At 54.4% G+C, this 21,563-nt stretch carries 19 protein-coding genes; 2 read left to right on the top strand and 17 right to left on the bottom strand.

Going from position 1 to position 21,563, the window contains the following annotated elements; translation table 11 throughout:
- Position 1: 1 nt before the first annotated feature.
- The 10 genes from ABLU73_RS08405 to glaH all read right to left on the bottom strand — a co-directional run bounded on the left by ABLU73_RS08405 (position 2) and on the right by glaH (position 12,936).
- Positions 2–2,089, bottom strand: coding sequence for a polysaccharide biosynthesis tyrosine autokinase (locus ABLU73_RS08405; protein WP_004204653.1), 2,088 nt, complete (start codon positions 2,087–2,089; stop codon positions 2–4).
- 1 nt (position 2,090) lies between these two features.
- On the bottom strand, positions 2,091–2,645 hold the full coding sequence (locus ABLU73_RS08400; RefSeq protein WP_004204655.1) for a polysaccharide biosynthesis/export family protein: 555 nt from the start codon (positions 2,643–2,645) through the stop codon (positions 2,091–2,093).
- Positions 2,642–3,928 (bottom strand): outer membrane beta-barrel protein, encoded by a 1,287-nt coding sequence (locus tag ABLU73_RS08395; protein ID WP_264924762.1) that lies wholly within the window; start codon positions 3,926–3,928, stop codon positions 2,642–2,644. The genes ABLU73_RS08400 and ABLU73_RS08395 overlap by 4 nt, the downstream gene beginning before the upstream one ends.
- Positions 3,918–5,321, bottom strand: coding sequence for an undecaprenyl-phosphate glucose phosphotransferase (locus ABLU73_RS08390; RefSeq protein WP_325912457.1), 1,404 nt, complete (start codon positions 5,319–5,321; stop codon positions 3,918–3,920). Before ABLU73_RS08390 ends, ABLU73_RS08395 begins: the two co-directional genes overlap by 11 nt.
- Before the next feature lie 299 nt (positions 5,322–5,620).
- Positions 5,621–6,313, bottom strand: coding sequence for a DNA-binding transcriptional regulator CsiR (gene csiR, locus ABLU73_RS08385; protein ID WP_004204660.1), 693 nt, complete (start codon positions 6,311–6,313; stop codon positions 5,621–5,623).
- Between the two features lie 45 nt (positions 6,314–6,358).
- The gene (gene gabP, locus ABLU73_RS08380) at positions 6,359–7,759 is read right to left on the bottom strand and encodes a GABA permease (RefSeq protein ID WP_004204661.1); all 1,401 of its coding nucleotides are present in this window, start codon (positions 7,757–7,759) and stop codon (positions 6,359–6,361) included.
- A 135-nt stretch (positions 7,760–7,894) separates the two neighbouring features.
- Positions 7,895–9,178, bottom strand: a complete 1,284-nt coding sequence (gabT, locus tag ABLU73_RS08375; RefSeq protein ID WP_043521478.1) for a 4-aminobutyrate--2-oxoglutarate transaminase — start codon at positions 9,176–9,178, stop codon at positions 7,895–7,897.
- Between the two features lie 12 nt (positions 9,179–9,190).
- The gene (gabD, locus tag ABLU73_RS08370) at positions 9,191–10,639 is read right to left on the bottom strand and encodes an NADP-dependent succinate-semialdehyde dehydrogenase (RefSeq protein WP_043521477.1); all 1,449 of its coding nucleotides are present in this window, start codon (positions 10,637–10,639) and stop codon (positions 9,191–9,193) included.
- Positions 10,640–10,662: 23 nt separating this feature from the next.
- A complete protein-coding gene (gene lhgO, locus ABLU73_RS08365; RefSeq protein ID WP_243805418.1) occupies positions 10,663–11,931 on the bottom strand; it encodes an L-2-hydroxyglutarate oxidase in 1,269 nt (422 codons plus the stop codon).
- A gap of 27 nt (positions 11,932–11,958) precedes the next feature.
- Positions 11,959–12,936 (bottom strand): glutarate dioxygenase GlaH, encoded by a 978-nt coding sequence (glaH, locus tag ABLU73_RS08360; protein ID WP_004204667.1) that lies wholly within the window; start codon positions 12,934–12,936, stop codon positions 11,959–11,961.
- Between the two features lie 463 nt (positions 12,937–13,399).
- Between glaH and ABLU73_RS08355 the strand changes: the two genes are divergently transcribed.
- Positions 13,400–13,657, top strand: a complete 258-nt coding sequence (locus ABLU73_RS08355) for a YjhX family toxin (protein WP_002889848.1) — start codon at positions 13,400–13,402, stop codon at positions 13,655–13,657.
- Positions 13,658–13,714: 57 nt separating this feature from the next.
- Entirely contained in the window at positions 13,715–14,464 is a 750-nt protein-coding gene (locus tag ABLU73_RS08350) for a class I SAM-dependent methyltransferase (protein WP_017901319.1), read from the top strand.
- Positions 14,465–14,504: 40 nt separating this feature from the next.
- Here the strand turns inward: ABLU73_RS08350 and ABLU73_RS08345 are convergent, their stop codons facing one another.
- The 7 genes from ABLU73_RS08345 to ABLU73_RS08315 form a co-directional block, all read right to left on the bottom strand.
- A complete protein-coding gene (locus ABLU73_RS08345) occupies positions 14,505–15,143 on the bottom strand; it encodes a glutathione S-transferase family protein (RefSeq protein ID WP_048323085.1) in 639 nt (212 codons plus the stop codon).
- 217 nt (positions 15,144–15,360) lie between these two features.
- Positions 15,361–16,623 (bottom strand): PTS transporter subunit IIC, encoded by a 1,263-nt coding sequence (locus ABLU73_RS08340; RefSeq protein WP_004204671.1) that lies wholly within the window; start codon positions 16,621–16,623, stop codon positions 15,361–15,363.
- An 88-nt stretch (positions 16,624–16,711) separates the two neighbouring features.
- Entirely contained in the window at positions 16,712–17,707 is a 996-nt protein-coding gene (locus ABLU73_RS08335) for a 2-hydroxyacid dehydrogenase (protein WP_062914650.1), read from the bottom strand.
- Positions 17,708–17,723: 16 nt separating this feature from the next.
- Positions 17,724–18,485: an SDR family oxidoreductase gene (locus tag ABLU73_RS08330; protein ID WP_348850133.1), complete on the bottom strand. Its 762-nt coding sequence runs from the start codon at positions 18,483–18,485 to the stop codon at positions 17,724–17,726.
- Between the two features lie 11 nt (positions 18,486–18,496).
- Positions 18,497–20,035 (bottom strand): FGGY-family carbohydrate kinase, encoded by a 1,539-nt coding sequence (locus ABLU73_RS08325; protein ID WP_180404982.1) that lies wholly within the window; start codon positions 20,033–20,035, stop codon positions 18,497–18,499.
- A 20-nt stretch (positions 20,036–20,055) separates the two neighbouring features.
- Positions 20,056–20,607 carry a glycerol-3-phosphate responsive antiterminator gene (locus ABLU73_RS08320; protein ID WP_109546630.1) on the bottom strand — a complete coding sequence of 184 codons (552 nt, stop codon included), beginning with the start codon at positions 20,605–20,607 and terminating at the stop codon, positions 20,056–20,058.
- 14 nt (positions 20,608–20,621) lie between these two features.
- Positions 20,622–21,413 carry a phospho-2-dehydro-3-deoxyheptonate aldolase gene (locus ABLU73_RS08315; protein ID WP_032455606.1) on the bottom strand — a complete coding sequence of 264 codons (792 nt, stop codon included), beginning with the start codon at positions 21,411–21,413 and terminating at the stop codon, positions 20,622–20,624.
- Positions 21,414–21,563 lie beyond the last annotated feature (150 nt).

Raw genomic sequence — 21,563 nt, 5'->3', positions numbered from 1 at the left:
GCTATTTCGGGGAAATGAGTTCGCGCATCTGGCGATCGAGCAGACGCTTTCCTTCCTGCGTTTCCAGCTGCTCTTCCTGAACCTGGTTGAGTACGCTCGCCACCAGGAGCTCGCCTGTACCTTGCAGACGATGCTCCGCTTCGCGGATGCGTGCCGCCTGCTCGCCGGCTTTCACTACCAGCAGACAGATATCGCTCTGCGCCGCCAGCAGCAAGCTATCCTGTGCCTGGCTGAGTGCCGGGGTGTCGATGATCAGCGTATCGTAACTCTGATGCAGATTGGCCAGTAGATCAGGCAAGCGCTGGGCGGTCAGCAGCAGCAGCGATGATTCCTGAAGATCGCCGCGCGGCATAAAATCCAGTTGCTCATCGAGCTTGACGATTGCCTGTTCTGGCGTACAACAATTATTGAGCAGCTGGCTGAAGCCTTTTTTGTGCTGCGGATACTTCGCGGACAGGCCCTGAGCAGTTTGATAGTCGAGATCAATCAGCAGCGTTTTACGCGATTTACTGGCAGACCAGGCGAGAAGTTCTGAGATTAGCGAACTGCCGGACTGAGATTGCACCGAGGTCACCAGAATGGTAGCGGGTTTGTCGCGCTGATTAAGCAATGCCAGCCGCAGGCTGTGGATCATGTCGGCATAAAGGACGTTATGGGAAACCTGCTTCACACTCTCCAGTTGCGTCAGACGCGGGAATTCTCCACTGGCTTTGAGCCCAGTTTTCGCTTTCAGCTCGCTGAGGCTGTTGACTGATTTATCCAGGGCGGTACTGACGATCAGGTACATGATATACAGCGCGAGGGCCATCATGGTGATCATCACGATCAGCAAACCACGCTGTGGTTTTGAGGGGCGGTCCGGCGGCACCGCGGCGTCATAAATGACCTCATCCGGCACTGAAAAACTCTCTGATAATTTCTGTTCGTTGGCGCGCTGATACAGGGATTTATACAACTCTTCAGTTTTATTCAGCGCGGTGGTCATAGTGTTATACTGGTCGCGCTTAGCACCAAGTGCCTGAAAGTTCGCCTTCTGGTCGTTAAGCATTTTCTGGTAATGCTGCTCATCGTCGAGAGCGATTTGATACTGCTGGCGCAGGCCGTTAAAAAGCTCCCCCAGTACCTGGCCTAGCTGTACGTTGACCGCCTGCAACTGGGCTTGAGCCTGCAAATATTTTGGATGTTGCGGCCCATAATGCTTAGCCGCTTCAGAAAGATTACGCCGGGTCTGAATAAGCGCAATCCGTAAGTCCTGTATTTGTGGGTGCCCGGATATTTCCGGCAGTGAGATAATCTGCTCTACTGGTTTACCCTGCTCGCGACGAACTTTATCCCACACCGTCTGAGCCTTCAGGCGACGCTGGGTGGCGTCGGCAAGATGGTTAATGACGATTCCCATGCGCTCGGTCTCATAGCCATCCATGCTGCGGAACGTCAGCAATCCATTCTGCTTAAGGAAGTTGTCGATGTCCGCCTTTTGCTGATCCATTTTGTGCTTAAGGTCGTCCATCATTTTTTCGTTCCAGCCCTGGGCCTGAAGCAAGGTGTTTTGCTTCTGTTGTAGGCTGTAATCGATAAAGGCCTGGGCAACGCCGTTAGCGATATCGGCAGCCTTTTGCGGCGATTTTGCTTCCATCGACACGGATACCAGTTGGGTAGTACGTACCCCCGATATTGTCAGGCCTCTTTCCAGCGCCTGAATGGCATTATGGATGCGTGTGGCTTCGTCGAGCTTATCACCGCCGTTAAATTCCGCGTCCTGATACAGCTTTAATTTGCGCACGGCGGCATCAAGTACTACTCGTGAACCCATGAGCGCGTACTTGGTTTCATAGTAATCGCTGCGCGTGGAGTCGTAGTTTTCAAGCCGCGGAAGGGGAGAAATGTCTTGTGATTGCGCTTTAAACAGCACGGTAGCAGTCGCTGTATAGCTTGAAGACATAAAGCGCGTCAGGATAAATGATGCCACCGCGGCAACAATAACCACTACCAGGCACCAGATCAGCTTGTGCTTAATTTTGTTGAAATAGGGCGCAAAGTCGATAAAGCCCTCTTTCTTTTTTGCATTTTCGACCAATGAAATTGCCATATCAGAAGAAACTCATGCCAATAATGATAGTGTCTCCAGCCTGAACGGAGGAGTCGGCGGCGACGTTTTCCAACAGCTTACCGCCGTGGGCCTGTCGAATACGAATATCATGACGGTCGGCGCGATCGGTGAAACCACCCGCCAGGGCGATGGCCTTTTCCGCCGTTAAGCCCGGCTCCCAGGCGTAGCCGTCGGGTTTTTTCACTTCCCCCAGTAAATAAATCTTGCGGTATTCAGCGATGCTCACGGTGACCATCGGCGCCTGCAGATAATTGCCGCGCAGCTTATCGGCGATTTCATTGCTCACCTGTTCAGGCGTTTTGCCTTTTAACAGCAGCGATCCGATATAGGGGTAATCAATGCTGCCGCTGTTGTCTATTTTTACCCGCATGGTCAGATCCTGCTCCCCGGAAACGGCAATATTGATTTCATCGCCCTGGTCGAGAAGATAGACAGCATCCGGTGGCGTTTTGATCGTCTGCGGCGGCGTGGAGCAGCCAGCCAGCAGTAGTGCAAGCAGCGGAAGCATCGCCAGTTTTTTATTGAAAAGGATCATATCTGTACCTGCGTCATAAAAATAATGGCCGAATCGTCGTAGCCCAGGGTGCGGTCAACCGCATGCGAGTAGTCAGGGCCAATATAAAAAGTATCCGTATCTTTATTTGAATGCATGGTGTTCCACTGCAGCTTCAGCTTAAAGTTAATCGAGGGACGGAAATCGTAGTTAAAAGTCAGCGACAGAAGATTGCTCTGGTCTTTGCGTTTATTGCTCTGATGCTTATAGTCTTCAGTGATATATGAATAATCGACCAGGGTTGAGAATCGATCCACCAGCCAGTGATGTTCATAGTCAACGCCAAAATTAGATACCAGAATGTAGCCCCCGGAGTCGGTCGGATCCTTAATGCGCTGCGAGCTGTGTAAGTTAAATTTCATCTGCTCCAGCGGTTTCCAGTCGGCGGTGATATCCCAGTTCAGGCCGTTGAAACCCTGGGAGTCCGGGTTATGGATAAAGTCTTTGTACAGCCAGGCAACGTTACCATTGATCTCGGTTTTTCCCGACAGGCGGTTTTTCATGCCAAACAGTAGATAATATTCATTGCTGTCTTTTAGCGGGTTGAGCTCGTAACGGCGCTGGTTTGTGATAAAGCTATAGCGGTAGCGCAGCGTTTTCGCTTTCTGATCGAACAGCTCTGCCACCAGGCTGTTTTCATTCCATTCCTGGTCGTGCATGTAGTAATCAAAGTCATCGCTGGCCGCTTTAATACTATCAAGGTCGCGAAAGCGCAACTGCTTACGCAGTAACGCGACCTCCACTTTACCGCGTCCCTCCGGGGCGCCATAGCTGTAGCGTAGCTCGCTGTTGAAAAAACGGGTGCCGATAGGTTTTTTGATACCAAACTCTTTAAACTGCTCGGGCAAAAAGCCTTCGGTCGTATCCTGACCGCGTTCTTCGTGGCCTAACGTCTCATCAAGATCCAGCGAGAGGCCATGCATTTTGCCGAAGCGCCATTTGCCATTGAACATAAAAAAATGGTTATTACGATTATCCGCGCTATCGTTGGCATAGTTGCGGTAATCGCCGGAGTACATCAGCAGATAGCGGTCTTCATAGCGTTCACCAATGGCTTTAACGATCGGCTTTATGTTCTGGTAGCTGGATCCTATTCTATTCTGGCCATAGCGCTGCCAGGTCACGTTGTCGTTGTAACCGATGTCATAGCCTAGCAGGCTCTCGAAATCGATACCAGCAATACCGGTATGCGCTTTCCCCTGCAGGTCGGCATGGACCCAGGGTATATAAAGCAACACCGTTAGAGCCACCCCTTTAGAACGCATTTTTGCCCACAAAGCCACGGAAGAAAGTCAGAAAGATGATTTTTAAATCCAGTAACAGTGACCACGACTGAATATATTGCAGATCAAACTGGATACGTTTTTCCATTTTATCGAGTGTATCTGTTTCGCCGCGAAAACCATTAATTTGCGCCAGCCCGGTAATGCCAGGCTTAACTTTATGGCGAATCATGTAGTTCTCGACGAGTACGCGATACTGCTCGTTATGTGCGACGGCATGTGGACGCGGGCCGACAATAGACATTCGTCCTTGCAGGACATTAATAAACTGGGGCAGTTCATCAAGTGAGGTTTTCCGCAAAAAAGCGCCGAATTTGGTGATTCGTGGATCGTTACGCGTGGCTTGCGTGACCACCGTGCTGTTCTCCATCACCCGCATGGTTCGAAATTTCCACACCTGGATCTGTTTACCGTTGAGACCGTAGCGGTTTTGTTTAAACAACACTGGTCCTGGCGAAGTGAGCTTAATACCTATCGCCACAAACAGCATCACCGGAAGGCTAAGCAAGGTAAAAAAGAGACCAAGAATAATATCTTCAATACGCTTGAGTACCGCGCCTTCACCTTCAAACGGTGAGGTGAAAATACTGATAGTTTGAATGTTGCCAAACATGCGTAACTGGGAAATGTGTGCACTGTACGAGAAAAGATCCGGCACCAGAAAAACATCCACCGTGGTATCGGAAAATTCGTTCAAAAACTGGCGAATACGCTGTTGGGCCACCATTGGCAGCGCAATGTAAACTTCATCTACCTCACCTTTTTTTGCCAGCGCCAGCAGATCTCGTGAGTTACCCGCCTTATCAATATTGATAAGGCGGCTGTCGCGTTGCACCGCCCGGTCCTCATAGAAACGAATGTCGATACCTTCAGCTGAGAATTCTTTATGCAATTCCTGCAGGATAGCCAGCCCTGCTGGCGTTATGCCCAGAATGGCGACCCTGCGTTTGCTCTTAAAGAAATAGCGACTGGTCACAACACGGATGAAAAACATGCTGATGAAAACAGCAACCGAGCACAGTGCAATGGTTTTGGCTAATACCAGGTGGTGAATCGACAGGGGGCGACTGGCAAGTTGTTCAGCGATAACGATCAATAGGAAAGATAGCAAGCCTCCCAGACACGCGCTTATAAACAGCTTCACGAGAATGGACAAGTATCTACCTTTCATTTGTCCAGAATAGAGCTGAAAATACTCGTTGGTACGTATAAATATTAATGAATAAATAATCCCAAGTAATATAGAAGAAGGGGTAGGAACAAGGTTAAGAACGATAAGATAGACGTAGATAAAGATGTTAACGGAGAAAAAATCCAGCAATTTCATTATGTTGCTATAGCGTGTGCTATAAATTTTAATTTTGCTATCTGTCATTTTTCGCTCATTTTATCGCCAATTAAATAACGTTTTCTTAATATTTAGTTGAGATATAGAAAAATTATTTATTGACATGATTTTGAATAAACTTCCTGTAACTATAGATGAAATGTTATAGGTTGTCGACGTGATAGTTAAAAATATATAGATTTATCAATGAATAAAATAACCATGGATATTGCACTGTTTTGCACTATTTATGGGGCATATTCCAATGTTTATGCAATCCAGGAACGTCGGTTGAGAAAGTGAAACCTTCCTGGCTGCGGCCAGAGTAGCAATCTCCACCGCCTGACTCACACTACCTGCGGCTGCAGCTTGCCGGCCATCGCCTGCTGAATAATCGGGATCGGAGTCAGTAAGTGCTCGCGCATCAGCGCGCTGGCCTGTTCAGCGTCGCGCGCCAGAATAGCGTCCACCAGAGTCTGATGCTGGACATGCTTATCTTCCAGCATCTCCACCGACAGCACAGTGGTGCGCAGCCAGATGAAGCGGTAGCGGGCCGCCAGGTCGAACAGCCGTTCGCGCATCTGCAGCAGATACTGCGAACCGCAGCCGGCGACGATGGCGGTGTGAAATGCCTGATGGCGCTGGTCCCATTCATCGAGTAAGTGCTCACTCGCTTCGCACGACTCCAGCTTGTTGAGCAGATGGGCGCGGGCCAGCAGCTCGGCTTCCCACTCATCGCCGCCGCGCTCAATGGCGAGGCGCACCAGCATGGCTTCCATGTTGGCGCGCGCGTCGAAGATATCGAGAAGCTCCTGTTCCGACATGGGCGCTACCCGATAGCCTTTCTGATTGACCACCGTCACCAGCCGCTCGGCCACCAGCTGCGAAAGCGCCTCGCGCAGCGGACCGACCCCCAGGGCATAGCGCGAGGTCAACAGGCTCATCCGCAGCTTCTCATCGGGTTGGTAGACCCCGCGGATGATGTCGTTTTTTAACCAACGGTACCCGTCAATGGCCGTCGCCTGGGAAATGGCGGTCATGTTCTTACTCCTGAATACTCTTCCCGGCGGGCGCCGGGAAGAGGGTTAACGCGTATTTTGCAGCGGCAGTTTTTGCCACAATACCAGCTTTTTCCAGCGCGACATAATCGGTACCGTACAAATAATTCCCAATGCTAACAGGCCGGTAGAGATCACCTCCAGCTGCTGCGCCGGACGGAACAGCATCACCACCAACACGAAGGTGATAAAGGCGATCACCAGCCAGGTCAGGTACGGATAGAGCCACATTCTGAGACGGATTTCGCCACCTTGCGCCTGAAGGATTTTACGCATCCGCAGTTGCGAAACGGCGATCACCAGATAGACCAGCAGAGCGATGGCGCCGGAGCTGTCGATGAGGAATTTAAACACCTTGGCAGGCGCGTAGTAGTTCACCACCACGGTGAGGAATGCCGCGCCGGTGGAGAGCAGCACCGCCACGTACGGCGTTTTGCTGCGGTTGGTCCGCCCCATGATGGCCGGCGCATCACCTCGGCGGCTCAGGGAGTAGAGCATCCGCGAAGCGGTATACAGCGCCGAGTTCAGACAGCTGGTGACCGACAGGAGGATCACGCCGTCCATAATCAGCTTGGCATAGGGAATATGCAGCAGCTCGAGCACCGAGCGGTAGGAGCCGATGCTCTTCAGCCCCGGCATATTCCACGGGATGAGAGCGACGACGATAAAGATCGAGCACAGATAAAAAATAGAGATACGCCAGATCACCGAGTTGGTGGCGCGCACGATATGTTTATCCGGAGTATCTGATTCGGCGGCGGCAATGGTGACAATCTCCGCGCCCATAAACGAGAACATGGTGATCAGCATCGCGCTGAGCACCGCGCCGAAGCCGTTGGGCATAAAGCCGCCGTGATCCCACAGACGCGAAATGCCGCTCACCTCGGCATAGGGATAAAAACCGGTAATGGCGACCGCGCCAAGTACGATAAACGCCAGAATAGCGACCACTTTGCACAGCGCCAGCCAGAACTCGAATTCGCCGTAGTTTTTGACGCTCAGCAGGTTACTGCCGGTGAGGGCGAGGGTGATGACCAGGGAGAACAACCACACCGGGACGCCCGGCACCCATGAATGCAAAATAATCGCCGCGATATTGGCTTCCAGCGGAATAACCAGGACCCAAAACCACCAGTACAGCCAGCCGATGGTATACCCCGCCCAGCGGCCGATGGCTTTATCGGCGTAGGTGGAAAAGGAGCCGGTATCCGGCGTGGCGACCGCCATTTCGGCCAGCATACGCATAATCATCACCACCAGCAGCCCGGCAAACAGATAGGCCAGCAGCACCGCCGGGCCCGCCTCGGCAATGGCGACGCTGGATCCGACAAATAAACTCGCGCCGATCACCCCGGCGATAGATAACATTGTGACGTGGCGCGACTTCAGTCCCGCCCCTAAATCCTGTGATTGCGACAGTTGCCCCATCATTTACCCTCTCGAAGTGTGTCACCTGGGAGAGCGCCCCGACATTCCCGCGCCGGGGCACGCGTATAATTATTGTTTTGCAGGTCTCGTCTTCATTCCCTTACTAACGTACTTCGTGTCCGCATATCTGTTGTTTTATGCCTGTTTCGCCTCGGTAAAGCAGTCGGCGATGATCTTCAGCCCCTGCTCGATCTGCGCCTCTTCGATGGTCAGTGGCACCAGGATGCGCAGTACGTTGTAGTACGGCCCGCAGGAGAGCAGGATCAGGCCTTTGTCGCGCGCGCGGGCGACGATATCCGCCGTGAGTCTTGCATTCGGTCTGCTGTGGTCGCCTTCTTCAAACAGCTCGATGGCGATCATCGCTCCCAGACCGCGGACATCGCCGATCTCCGGATGATTTTCAGCGATCGCCAGCAGGCCCTGGCGCAGGGTATCGCCGAGCTGGTTGGCTTTTTCCAGCAGGTTTTCCTGCTCGAAAATCTGCAATACCGCCAGGGCGGCGGCGCAGGCGATGGGGTTGCCAGCGTAGGTGCCGCCCAGTCCGCCGGGGGCGATGGCGTCCATCACTTCCGCGCGGCCGGTGACGCCCGCCAGCGGGAAACCGCCGGCGATGGATTTGGCGAAGGTGGTGATATCCGCCGCGACGCCCATCTGCTCCATGGCGAACAGGGTACCGGTGCGGCCCGCGCCGCTCTGAACCTCATCGGCGATGAGCATAATGCCGTGCTCGTCGCACAGGGCGCGCAGGCGCTGCATAAAGGCCGGGGAGGCGGCATAGAATCCGCCTTCACCCTGCACCGGCTCGATAATGATGGCGGCGATATCTTCCGGCGCGGCATCGTTTTTGAAGATGCGATGGATGCTGGCGATCGCCTCGTCATCGCTGACGCCGTGCAGCGCGCACGGGTATAGGGCGCGATAGACGTGGCCCGGCATTAAGCCCATACCGGCGGAGTAAGGATTCACTTTACCGGTCAGCGACAGGGTGTAGTGGGTACGGCCGTGATAGGCGCCGGTGAAGGCGATAGCGCCGCTGCGCCCGGTTGCCGCGCGGGCGATCTTCACCGCGTTCTCCACCGCTTCCGACCCGGTGGTGACCAGCAGGGTTTTCTTGGCGAAATCACCTGGCACCTTCTGGTTCATCTTTTCGCACAGCGCCAGGTAGGGCTCGTAGGCCAGCACCTGGAAGCAGGTATGGGACAGCTTTTTCAGCTGGTCCTCCACGGCGGCGACAATCTGCGGATGCAGGTGGCCGGTATTGAGCACCGCGATACCGCCGGCAAAATCGAGATATTCCCGCCCTTCGACGTCCCACACCCGGCAGTTCTCCGCGCGCTCGGCGAAGATAGGATGGATCTGGCCGACGCCGCGCGGGACCGCGTCGCTGCGACGCGCCATTAATGCTTTATTGCTGTTCATCCGACACTCCTGTTAAAGGCCAATACACATGTATTTGATTTCTAAGTAGTCTTCGATACCGTACTTCGACCCTTCGCGGCCGAGGCCGGAGGCCTTAACGCCGCCGAACGGGGCGACTTCGGTGGAGATAATGCCGGTATTGATGCCGATGATGCCGTACTCCAGCGCTTCGCCGACGCGGAAAACGCGGCTCAGATCGCGGGCGTAGAAATAGGCGGCGAGGCCGAACTCGGTATCGTTGGCCTGGGCAATGACGTCGGCTTCATCTTTAAAGCGGAACAGCGGGGCCAGCGGGCCGAAGGTCTCCTCTTTCGCCACTTTGGCGCTGTCGGGAACGTTGACCAGGATGGTCGGCTGGAAGAAGTTGCCGCCCAGGGCGTGCGGTTTGCCGCCGGTGACCACCTTCGCGCCTTTGGCGATGGCGTCGGCAATGTGTTCTTCAACTTTGGCGACGGCTTTCTCGTCGATCAGCGGGCCGGTGGTGACCCCGTCCTGCAGGCCGTCGCCAATGCGCAGTTTTTCCACCGCCTGCTGCAGCTTCTCGGCGAAACGTTCATATACCCCGTCCTGGACGTACAGGCGGTTGGCGCAAACGCAGGTCTGCCCGGCGTTGCGGAACTTCGACGCCAGCGCCCCCTCGACGGCTTTGTCGAGGTCGGCATCGTCGAAGACGATAAACGGCGCGTTGCCGCCCAGCTCCAGGGAGACTTTTTTGATGTCTTTCGCGCACTGCTCCATCAGCTGGCGGCCAATCTCGGTCGAGCCGGTAAAGGAGAGCTTGCGCACCAGCGGGTTACTGGTCAGTTCGCCGCCGACCGCGCCGGCTGAGCCGGTGACCACGTTGAACACCCCGGCGGGGATCCCGGCGCGATTCGCCAGTTCGGCCAGCGCCAGCGCAGAAAACGGCGTCTGGCTGGCCGGTTTCAGGACCATGGTGCAGCCCGCAGCCAGCGCCGGGCCCGCTTTGCGGGTGATCATCGCCGCCGGGAAGTTCCACGGGGTGATGGCGGCGGTAACGCCGATGGGCTGCTTAATCACCAGCAGGCGCTTGTCGGCCTGGTGGCCAGGAATGGTGTCGCCGTAAATGCGCTTACCTTCTTCGGCGAACCACTCAATAAAGGAGGCGGCGTAGCTGATTTCACCTTTGGCTTCCGCCAGCGGTTTCCCCTGCTCGAGGGTCATCAGACGAGCGAGATCGTCCTGATTCTCCATCATAAGATCGAACCAGCGGCGCAGAATGTTCGCCCGCTCTTTGGCGGTGAGGGCACGCCAGGCGGGAAGGGCGCGGTTAGCGGCCTCGATCGCTTGTCGGGTTTCGTCGGCGCCCATTTTCGGCACGCTGCCGAGCTGCTCGCCGTTGGCCGGGTTGGTCACCGCAATCACGTCGCCGTTGGGCGCATCGCGCCACTGACCATCAATCAGCGCCTGCTGGCGAAACAGAGTCATATCGTTGAGTTGCATAATCGCTTCCTGTCTTCAGGGGGTTAACGGGTAAAAGCGGCGTGTAGTGTCTCCACGCTACGTGCCGCACGCAGCGTGCGTCCGGGATTGCTCTGGCTGGCCAGCAGGGTCTGCACCTTGCTGACGATATGCGCGCCGATCGGGATAGCCGACGTCGCCGCCGGCGACGGCGCGTTACAGGTGTGAATGGAACGCGCGGTGGTGACAAAGAGAAAATCGTCGATCAGTTTGCCCTGCGGCGACACCGCCTGCGCCCGCACGCCGGCCGGCCACGGGCGTAAATCGCTGAGCGTCAGGCTCGGGCAGTATTTCTGCACCAGCCGCAGATAGCCGCTTCTGCACAGCGAATTCTTCATTTCACCCAGTCCGGAGCGCAGGTTGTTTTGCAGCACCCGGCGGATGCCGGGCGAGGTGAGGATCTCCAGGGTATCGGCCAGCGAGATATCACGCTTGCGATAGCCTTCGCGCTTCAGGGCCAGCACGGCGTTGGGGCCGACGGTGACGCTGCCGTCGATCATGCGGGTCAGGTGGACGCCGAGGAACGGCATCGCCGGATCGGGGATCGGATAGATCAGATGGTTGACGATCTGATTGTGCTGCGGGGCAAGCTGGAAATACTCCCCGCGGAACGGGCAGATGATAAACCCGGGATCGACGCCGAGCATTTTCACCAGCCGATCGGCCATCAGCCCGGAGCAGGTAATCAACGTCGAGGCCTCATACTCACCGCCCTGACGGGTTCGGATCACCACGCCGCTGGCGTGTTCTTTCAGGGCGCTGACTTCGGCGTTGTAGACGATGGCGCCGCCTTTCGATTCGAAGTTCTTCGCCATCGCCGCCGCCACGTCGCGGTAGCTGACGATGCCGCTGGAAGGGACGAAGATCCCGCCGAGCCCGGTAATGTTCGGTTCGCGCTCGCGCAGCTCCCCGGCGCTCAGCCATTCCCGCTGCAGGCCGTTGGCGGCGGTGCGATCCCACAGGGCGCGCATCCGCTCCATCTCCAGCGGCGAGGTGGCGACCAGCATCTTGCCGCAGACGTCATAGCGGATGCCGTTCTGCTTGCAAAAGGCCTTGGTAGCGCGGTTGCCGGCGAGGCAAAACTGCGCCTTGAGGCTGCCGGGGGTGTAATACACCCCGGCGTGGATCACGCCGCTGTTGTGGCCGGTCTGATGGCAGGCCGGGCCGGACTCTTTTTCCAGCAGCGCAATGCGGGCGTCCGGGTAAATCTCAATTAACTGCATGGCGGTCGACATGCCGATGATGCCGCCGCCGATAATCACGAAATCATACATCCGCTCAATTCCTTCGCCTGAAAACCCTTATTGATGAGTCTGGTAATGATTCGTGGAATACGCAAAGTAGCCGCGCTGGCGCATCAGCTCGCGGCGCAGGTCCGGGTGCGGCGTAAAGCGGTCGCGGCCGTGCAGCCAGAACAGGTTGTTAATCAACAGAAATTTGCCTACCGGCACCGGTATAGAAAGAATGTTTTTGCTGGTCTCCAGCGCGTCGGAGAGGCGGCTCAGCCAGGTGCCCTCTTCGAAATCTTTCGGCTGGACGAACTGGTCGATATAGCGCATCACCGGGCGACCCAACTGGTCGACGTCGAACACCGGGTGGAAAACATCTTTGCTGACGTTTTTGCTCGGCGGCGCGGCCCAGCGCATCGGGCGGCGGGCGAGCGGGTCGCGGAAGAATTCGTCGAGGTGCTCCCAGTCGTCGAGATGCAGCAGCAGGGAATTGCCGCCCTGCATGTTCTGCTCGTCGATCTTCATCATCAGCACGTAGTCGGTTTGCTCTTCGACGTAGGTACCGTCGTTGTGTAGCTCCATCACCCGGTGCGGCTGGCGCAGGTAGCTGTCGGAATTATCGACGTTTTTTACCACGAAGCGGGCGTAATACTGGCCGCTCATGGCGTCGAAGTTGGAACGGCCAATCAGGTGGGCGACGGCGGTGGCCAGCTTGACCATCTCTTCGGCCTGGCTGACGTTATCGATCCCTTCGCCGTTGATCAGCAGCGCGCCTTCCGCGCGATCGAGCAATGTTTTGATCAGCAGCGGCTGCAGCTGGTTGCCGCACAGATCGTCGAGGATCTTGCCCACCTGGAAGCGTAAGAAAGATTTGTACTCCAGCGCCTGCACCGGCCACTGCTCGACCTGCTGCAGAAACTGGGTGGTGGTGTCCGCGGAAAAGGTGAGCTCCAGCAGGCGCGGCGACTGGGCGGAAGGGGAGACGGTAAAGCCAGGGTATTGCTGGGCTAACGGCGCGGGTGTCGGTTTTACTGCGGTCAGGGCGTTCATCAGGATCGTTCCTCGCTGTAAGGTCAGGGTGATGTTCATTTCGTAGCCATAAATTAAAAATATCTACATTTTTATAAAATGCGTACGAAATGGCCTTTTTGTTTCCATTTTGTGATCTGACAACAATTATTTAACAATGCGGGAGGGGGATAAGGTGGTGGTGAAAGTTGAGGAGCAGAGCGAGCGGCGGATAGCGCAAAAAATGGGGGGGAGGCTGACGGGAAATCGTAATACCGGTCACAGTTTTTAATCTGCACAATACCCTTACCAGATGAAGGTGTTAATATTCAGCCGGTAAATACCTTTCAATGCTCACCGAGGCTTCGATGCTGGAGAATGTCATTATCAGATAATCAGCTTCCCGACCTGCCCAGGCCGGACTGATTATCGCTGCGCTTAAACCTTACGCACACACCTGCGGGTGTAGGCATGTTTTCGCACATGATAATGAACAGGTTTCAGTATGAATTTATCCCGTCAGGAACAACGGACCTTACACGTACTCGCCAAAGGTGGCCGTATTGCGCACGTCCGCGATACCTCCGGCCGCATTACCGCCGTCGAATGCTACACCCGGGAAGGGCTGTTGCTGAGCGACTGTACCCTCGCGGTCTTCAAAAAGCTCAAAACCAAAAAGCTGATTAAGTCGGTGAATGGCCAGCCGTACCGGATCAACACCACCGGTTTGAATAACGTTCGCGCACAGGCGGACAACCGCTGATACAGCGACCCGGGCAGGGTCTCTGCCCGGGCGTATGGCTCTCAAGGAGAAACACCCATGATCGATATCCCTCGCATTTTTACTATCAGTGAAAGCGAACACCGTATTCATAACCCTTTTACCCCGGAAAAGTACGCCACGCTGGGACGGGCGCTGCGAATGGCGCCGGGCACCACCATTCTTGACCTCGGCAGCGGTTCCGGCGAGATGCTCTGTAGCTGGGCGCGCGATCATCAGATCGTCGGCACCGGGGTGGACATGAGTCTGCTATTCAGTCAGCAGGCGGCCGCCCGGGCAGAAGCGCTCGGGGTGAGCGACCGGGTGACCTTCATACACCAGGATGCCAGCGGGTATGTCGCCAGTCAGCCGTGCGATATTGCCGCCTGCGTGGGGGCAACGTGGATCGGCGGCGGAGTGGCAGGCACGATTGCGCTACTGAAGCAGAGTCTTAACCCAGGCGGCATGCTGCTTATCGGCGAGCCATGGTGGCGCAAACGCCCCGCCACGGCGGAAGAAGCGGTTGCCTGCGGCGCGCAGTCACCCGATGACTTCCTGACGCTGCCGGCGCTGGTCGCTCACTTTGGCGAACTGGGCTATGACGTGGTGGAGATGGTGCTGGCCGACCAGGAGGGCTGGGATCGTTATGAAGCGGCGAAATGGCTGACGATGCGCCGCTGGCTGGAGGCCAATCCGCACGATGACTTCGCGCCGGAGGTTCGCCAGCAGTTGACCACTGCGCCGCTACACCACGTCACCTGGACCCGGGAATATCTCGGCTGGGGCGTGTTTGTCCTGATGGCGCGTTAACCGGTATGTCGGTAGCGTCAGGAGGCGCTACCGACCATTTTCAGACCTTCAGCTCGTCGTAGCTGACCATGACGTGCTGGCGAAAGGCGGGCCGTGCGGTTAGCCGTGCATAATACGCCGCAAGGTGGGGGAGGGGACGACGGGTGATATCGATGGCAAAGTAGCGGTACAGCACATGACCAAACTGGATATCGGCCAGGGTGAAGGTATCGCCCACCAGATAGCGACTGCCGGCGAGACGTGCCTCGGCAATCGCCAGCTTTTGCTCCAGGGCCGTCACCGCCGCGGCGATGGCCTGCGGATCCCGCTCGGCGGCGGGCGTGCGCACCACGCGCCAGAACACCGGCGCCGTAAAGCCGAGGGCGATATTCTGCTTTGACCACTCGGCCCAGCGATCAACCTCAGTACGAGCCAGCAGTTCGCCCGGCCAGAAGGCGTCGTCGGCGTAGCGACTGGCTAAATAGCGAAGGATCGCGCCGGTTTCCCACAGCGGCGGATTTTCGTCATCCTGCAGCACTGGCACCGTACGATTGGGATTGAGCTGATAAAACGCCTCGCTGTCGGTACCGCCATAGCGATGCCCCACGTCGAACCGGAGATAGTCCAACCCAAGCTCGCCAACACACCACATCAGCGCCTGCACGTTAGAGGAGGTTTTTCGGCCCCAGATGGTCAACATCGGGATCTCCAGAGAATAATGAAAGAAGGAGCATAGCAGGTTGGGTTGAAAAGAGGAGGGGGCACAAAAGAAATGAACCACCTCGCCGCGCAGGGGGCGGACGCGCTGGTCAGATGTTCAAACCAGGGGCGTAGCTGAGCCAGCTATTCAGTACACAGTATAAGAGGAAGAAACAGAGGGCAGCAGTTTGCCCTCTGTTTACTTGTGTGGTCTTGTACTAAGGTGTGGCGCTAAAAAACTCGCCAAACTTGACGGCCAGCCAGCCGACAGGCGTCGTGGCGCCGCCGACGATATTGGTGATCTCGGCCATCCCTTCCGGCACTGGAATATGCGAGTTCACCGCCGCCTGAGTGTATTCTTGCGAAATGTCCGTCCCGACATACAGGATGCAGGTCACGATCAGGGTTCCGGTTATGAACATGCGGAACATATTTCGTTTACAGAACGGCGTGACCATTGCCAGCAGGAACATTAATGAAGCCAGATCGACAAAGGGCAGTACGCGGTTGCCGGGCAGAATGATAGACAGCACCACAGCCATAGGGATTAACAGCAGACCGGTCGCCAGTACCGAAGGTTCACCGATCAGTAACGCCGTATCCATCCCGATATAAAAATCGCGCCCCGGGAATTTAGCCTTCAGTTTTGCTTCAGCGGCATCACGGACAATCAACAATCCCTGCACCAGAATTTCAATCATTTTAGGCAGCAGCAGCATGGCGGCTGAAACCTTAATGGCCAGTGAAACGGCAGCAGAAACGTCATATCCCGCCAGGAAGGCCAACAGCAGTCCCAGCACAAATCCCAGGGTAAGAGGCTCGCCAAAAACGCCGAATTTTTTATTAATACTTTCCGGATCGAAATTGATTTTATTGATAAGCGGGATCTTATCAATGATGTAATTACAGGCAATGCCAAACGGCACGTAAGCTATACAGGTAAGATGTGGGAATGATATCCCTTTAAGATTATAGTTTTTTTGTAAATATGGAGCCGTTAAATCTGCCGCCAATAGCGTCAACACAAAAATAGCGAATGTAATACCGACCGAAAGCCAGTAATTTCCCGTTCCGGCATAGACCACAGACCCCATGATCAGGAAAATCCAGTAGTTAAAAATATCGATATTCACCGTTTTGGTTAATTTCAACAGAAGCATAGCCAGGTTGATGACGATAAAGCCCACCACGACGGGCAGCATCAGCGGCGAACCCCAGCCAATGGTCGATGCGGTAGGCCAACCGGTATCAACGACCGTTAACTGCAGGCCGATACGCTCAACCATCGCCTGCGATGCGGGGCCCAGATTTGTCAGCAGCAGGCCAATCACCAGCCCCACCCCTTCAAAACCAATGCCTACCAGCATTCCTGCTTTAAATGCCGTACCGATTTTAACGCCAAAGCAAAGCGCGATAATAAAGAATATTACTGGCATCATTACTGATGCCCCCAGACTAATAATGCTGTTGATAATATCCATAATGATTCCTTAAAAGGCGGGCGAATTGGGCACGAGTTAACCCGTGCCCATTGGGCCCTGTTAATACCTTTAATGGTTCTTTTAGTATTTAACTGAGTTTCTTTAAAAGGATCTCAGCGAAGAGTTTGGGCGAATTACTGAATGCGTCAATGGTACTCCCGGCAATATGCGGCGTAATGGTCACGTTATTCAGTGTATAGAATGCACTGTCGTCAGGGAGCGGCTCGTCATCAAAGGTATCAAGCGCGGCGCCCATGATTTGCCCGGATCTGAGCGCATCAACCATCTCTTTTTCATTGATTAACCCGGAGCGTGCCGTGTTAACAATGATGGCACTGCGCTTCATTAGCGCGAAATGGTGTGCATTAATCAGATTTTCGGTTTCCGGCGTCAGGCGAGCATGTAACGAGATAACGTCGGCGCGTTGTACCAGTTCGTCCAGAGAATCGACTTTCTCATAACGTTCATGGTCTGCAACGTACTTATCGTAAAAGATAATCTCCGTGCCAAAGCCACTGAGAAATCCCGCGACCAGTTGGGCAATATGACCGAGGCCAACCAGCCCCACGACTTTTCCGCCAAGCTCCGGGATCGCCTGATGGTTCGGACTGTCTTTACGCCAGTATTTGTCACGCAGGGCATCGTGTGAACGGGCGATATTGCGCATTTCCGCCAGGATCATGCCGACCGTGAATTCGGCGACGCTGCGAGCGTTACGCCCCGGTGTGTTTATCACCTCAACGCCCCGGGCGTTCGCCACCTGAAGATTCACGTTTTCCACGCCACCGCGGAGCACGCCTACATATTTCAGCTTTGGTAGTTTATCGAACACCGCAGTATTGACGGGGGCAAACTGAGTGATCAGGATGTCAATATCATCCATTCCCTGAAGCAGCGCTTCCGGTAAGGCCACCGCTTCTGCTCCTTCCTGTTCAACCCGCAGATTATCTTCCTGAAGTTTCTCAACGGAGTCATGTGACCACTCGCGTATTTCTACTTCAATTCCCTTATCCCTGAGCGCTTTCAGTCCTGATTCCATCATCGCTGCATTGATAAACAGATCGGCAATTGCCAGACATTTCATAATGATTCTCCCTAGATTAACGCATCAACATACCGCCGGTAACGTCCAGAGTTGCTCCCGTCATATAGCTGGTCTTAGGAGAAACCATGAAGACTCCGATGTCGGCAATTTCTTGCGGCTGGGCCACGCGGCCCACCGGAATACGACTGACGTAATAGTCAGGGTTTTGCTCAATGTTCTTACGGATCATCGCAGTATCCATGATCCCGACGGCGATATTGTTCACATTGATTTTTTGTTTGGCGACTTCCCGCGCCAGAGAGATAGCAAAGGCGACCAGGCCGGCCTTACTTGCCGCGTAGTGCGCATGTCCCGTCGTGGAGCCGTGGAACGCGGCCTGCGAGGTAATATTCAGAATGCTGCCCATCTGGTCATGCTGCAGGCAGTGATTTACAAACAGCTGGCTGAGATGGAAGATGGCTTTCAGATTGACATTCATCACCAGATCCCAGTCCTGCGGGCTGATCTCGGTGACGTAGCCGCTCAGCCAGATCCCGGCGTTATTCACCAGAATGTCGGCTTTGCCCAGTCTGTCGATACAGGTGGCAAACAGATTTTCCCGGCTCTGCTCGTCAGAGAGATCGGTTTTGACCGCGATGATCTCTACGTTCGCGCTGGCCTTCATCGTTTCGATCAGCCGTTCGGGATGCTCTTCCTCACGCATATAGGTAAAGCAGATATTGACGCCTTCTTTGGCGAGAGAAAGAACAAACTCTTTCCCCAGGCCGGTTGCGCCGCCTGTCACGATGGCCGTACGATTCGTTAAATTCAGATCCATTTTTTCCTCACTTAGTGCGCGATGTAGTTGCTGCAGCTTTTCCACGGCGACTGCATTTCTGATAACAGGTTTTTATAAAGCTGGTATTTGGTCTGGTAGACCCGGTGGTTTTCCGGATTAGGGGAGACGGTGCGTGAGACATGGACCATGTCGTTTGAGGCCGCAAATACCTCTGCAAACCAGCCCACCATAACGGCGGCGGTCATCGCGGTACCCAGGGTTCCGTGCTCTTTGACGTCAACGATTTCCAGCGTGGCCTGGAAGATATCGGCGAATATCTGCAGCCAGACCGGGGAGTTCGTGACGCCGCCAGCAATACGAATAGTGCGGCTTAGTTTCGGGTTAATATTACGTAAGCGCTCGGTGTGGTAGAGATGGCTGAAGGCCACGCCCTCATAAATCGCCCGCAGAAAATGGGCTTTTTTATGGAAGCTGTTGACACCGATAAAGCCGGCCGAGGCGTCGGGAATGGTGTTAGAGCCAAACACGAACGGAAAGAACAGCAGGTGACTTTCATCCGGCGCCGTTGATGAAACCAGCTTATTGCACAGGTCATAGACCGACGATCCTTGTTCGGCGGAGGTTTTCCGATCGCTCTCCATAAAGTTGTTAATAAACCACTCCAGGTTGCTCGCGGAGGTGGGGCTGGCCTCGGTGATGAGCCATTTACCTTCAATGGGATAAATGGAGGTCATAAACAGATCTTTATCAATAACCGGGTGGTCGGTAACGTATTCGTTTATGCTCCAGGTGCCGGTGACGATCGCCATCTTATCGAGACTGTTAATCCCCGAGGCAATGGAAGAGGCCGAGATATCAAACACCCCGCCAGAAACCGGCGTACCTGCGCATAAACCGGTCAGACGGGCCACGTCGTCAGTGATTTTTCCGCAGCATTCTGTTGAGCGTTTGATGGGGGGCAATTTGTCCCGCAGTTCATCAAGTCCCCACCATGCCAGTAGTTCATCGTCATACTGGCAGTCACGTACGTTGATCAGGTTGGTCCCTGAGATATCGGTCAGCTCAAGAAAAGCCTCTCCGGTCAGGTAAAAACGGATCAGGTCCTTGACCATAAAAATATAACGCGCTTTTTGCAGCGTCTCGGGCTCGAACTCCTTCAGCCATGCCAGCAGGGCGACAGGTTGTCCGGCCCAGATGGACTGCATTGTTTTTGGCAAAATGTCGGTAAGGAATTCTGGCGAGCGTTGCCATCTCTCAACGTACTCTTTTGCCCGGCTATCGGTGGATATAATGCCGTTACGCACCGGGTGACCTTCTTCGTCGACCAGATACAAACCGTTACCATGACCGGTGACGGCCACTCCTTTTATCTGGCTGGCGTCGATACCTGATTGCGCAATCGCTTTTTTAATCACTTCGACATTAGCGGCCCACAGCTCATCGATACTGCGCTCTGTGTGGAATTCCCGGGGTGTCAGCATCTGCGTGGATTTTGAGGCGATGGCGAGCACCTGTCCTTTACGGTCATAGATGGCTGCCTTGGTGACGGTTCCACCATTGTCGATGCCCATGACGTATTCATCTTTCATTCGCGTGGACTCCTTATTGGTTACCATAAGCCGGGCTCGCTGGTGGTTATCCCTTTAAATCCGGCATGGAATATTTTATCTACAAGGTATTTGCGCTTAACAAAGCCTCCGGCGATGAATACCACATCAAAGCCTTTCAAATTTCGGCTAATCAACTCCAGACACTGGCAGGCATATTCAGCAGGTAAGATTTCAATTGCGTCCGGTGGACTGTGTTTAACAATATCGAGCGACTGATCAAGCGATCGCGAATCGATAAGTAAAACCCGATATACGGTCAGCAATCCCTCCTTTTTGGCGTAGCGTAGCGCGGAGAGATTGGAAGAAATAACACCATCAACCTTGTAATAATTTTTCAGCAGATTGATCCCCGCCTGATCCGGTTTAAAGCCGCCCAGTAATTCAAGGTGAACGAGGGCCTTCTTACCGCTTTGATGGCATTTGCCAATCAGCGACTGCAGATTGCCGATATTCGCTTCGGATAGCAGTACATATTCTGACTGGCAGGATAATGCTTTCTCAAAGTATTTATACTTCCTGATGGAAGGGATGATGGTGTTATTTGAAATCATATTAATTTCCGATGTTATTTAGCCATGTAGAGGCTGTATGCATCTTCCGCTGTTGCGTTTTCATGGATGATGGCATTCAGGCCTGCTACCACTTTCGCCGGCTGCGGATCCTGGGTAATGTTTCGTCCTACAGCCACGCCTTTCGCACCCATCTGCATACAGTGCTGAACAAATTTGAAGTAACCGTCGATGCCGGTTTTTGGCCCTCCTAAGGCAAGCACCGGCACGCCAGCAGCTTCAACGATCAGTCGGTCCTCTGGTGAACCGGTAAAACGCGTTTTGATGACGTCCGCGCCCAGCTCCACCGCTGCGCGGGCCGATGCAGCGATGATGGCCGGATTGTTAGAATCATCGCTGGTGACGGGATAACCATACGGGAGCGATTCGACAATCAGCGGTACGTTCCAGCGATCCGCTGCCTGCGCGAGTTGCATCGCCATAATGTGGGTTTTTTCTTCATTGAAGGCGCCGGGGAAGGTCATGCAGACCACGCCCTCGGCAGCGACTTTAAGCGCATCTTCGACGGAAAAAACGGGGGTAGTATCGGGAACGGTATTGTCAAAGATACTGACCGTGCTGTCGACGCGTAAGACAACGGGAACGCTGTTTAATGCTTCCCGATAATTCTTCAACATGCCGTACGTGACGAGCGCACAATCCAGGCCGTGTTCCACCAGAGCAGGGAGCTGATTTATCGTATTATCAATACCATTTGTTTTCGTGGAAAAATAGTAGCCATCCAGCGCTAAGGTCACGGATTTACCATCTTTTGCGAATATTCTTGCGAGACGACGTTCTTTAGACATTTATTTACTCCTGAGATAAAAAAACAAAAAAAAAGCCCTCAGAGACTCGCGTCTCTGAGGGCTTTCTGTTCACATACCCTTTTGATAATGGTTCGGGATTCCAAAGCATTATCAATGCAATTTTTTAGCAAAGTGAGAAAGGTTTAACTT

The sequence above is a fragment of the Klebsiella sp. GG_Kp175 genome (genome assembly GCF_040062325.1).
GTDB classification, from domain to species: Bacteria; Pseudomonadota; Gammaproteobacteria; order Enterobacterales; family Enterobacteriaceae; genus Klebsiella; species Klebsiella quasipneumoniae.
The sequence above is the reverse complement of the archived record's forward strand: the minus strand, read 5'-3'. Positions and strand labels throughout refer to the sequence as shown.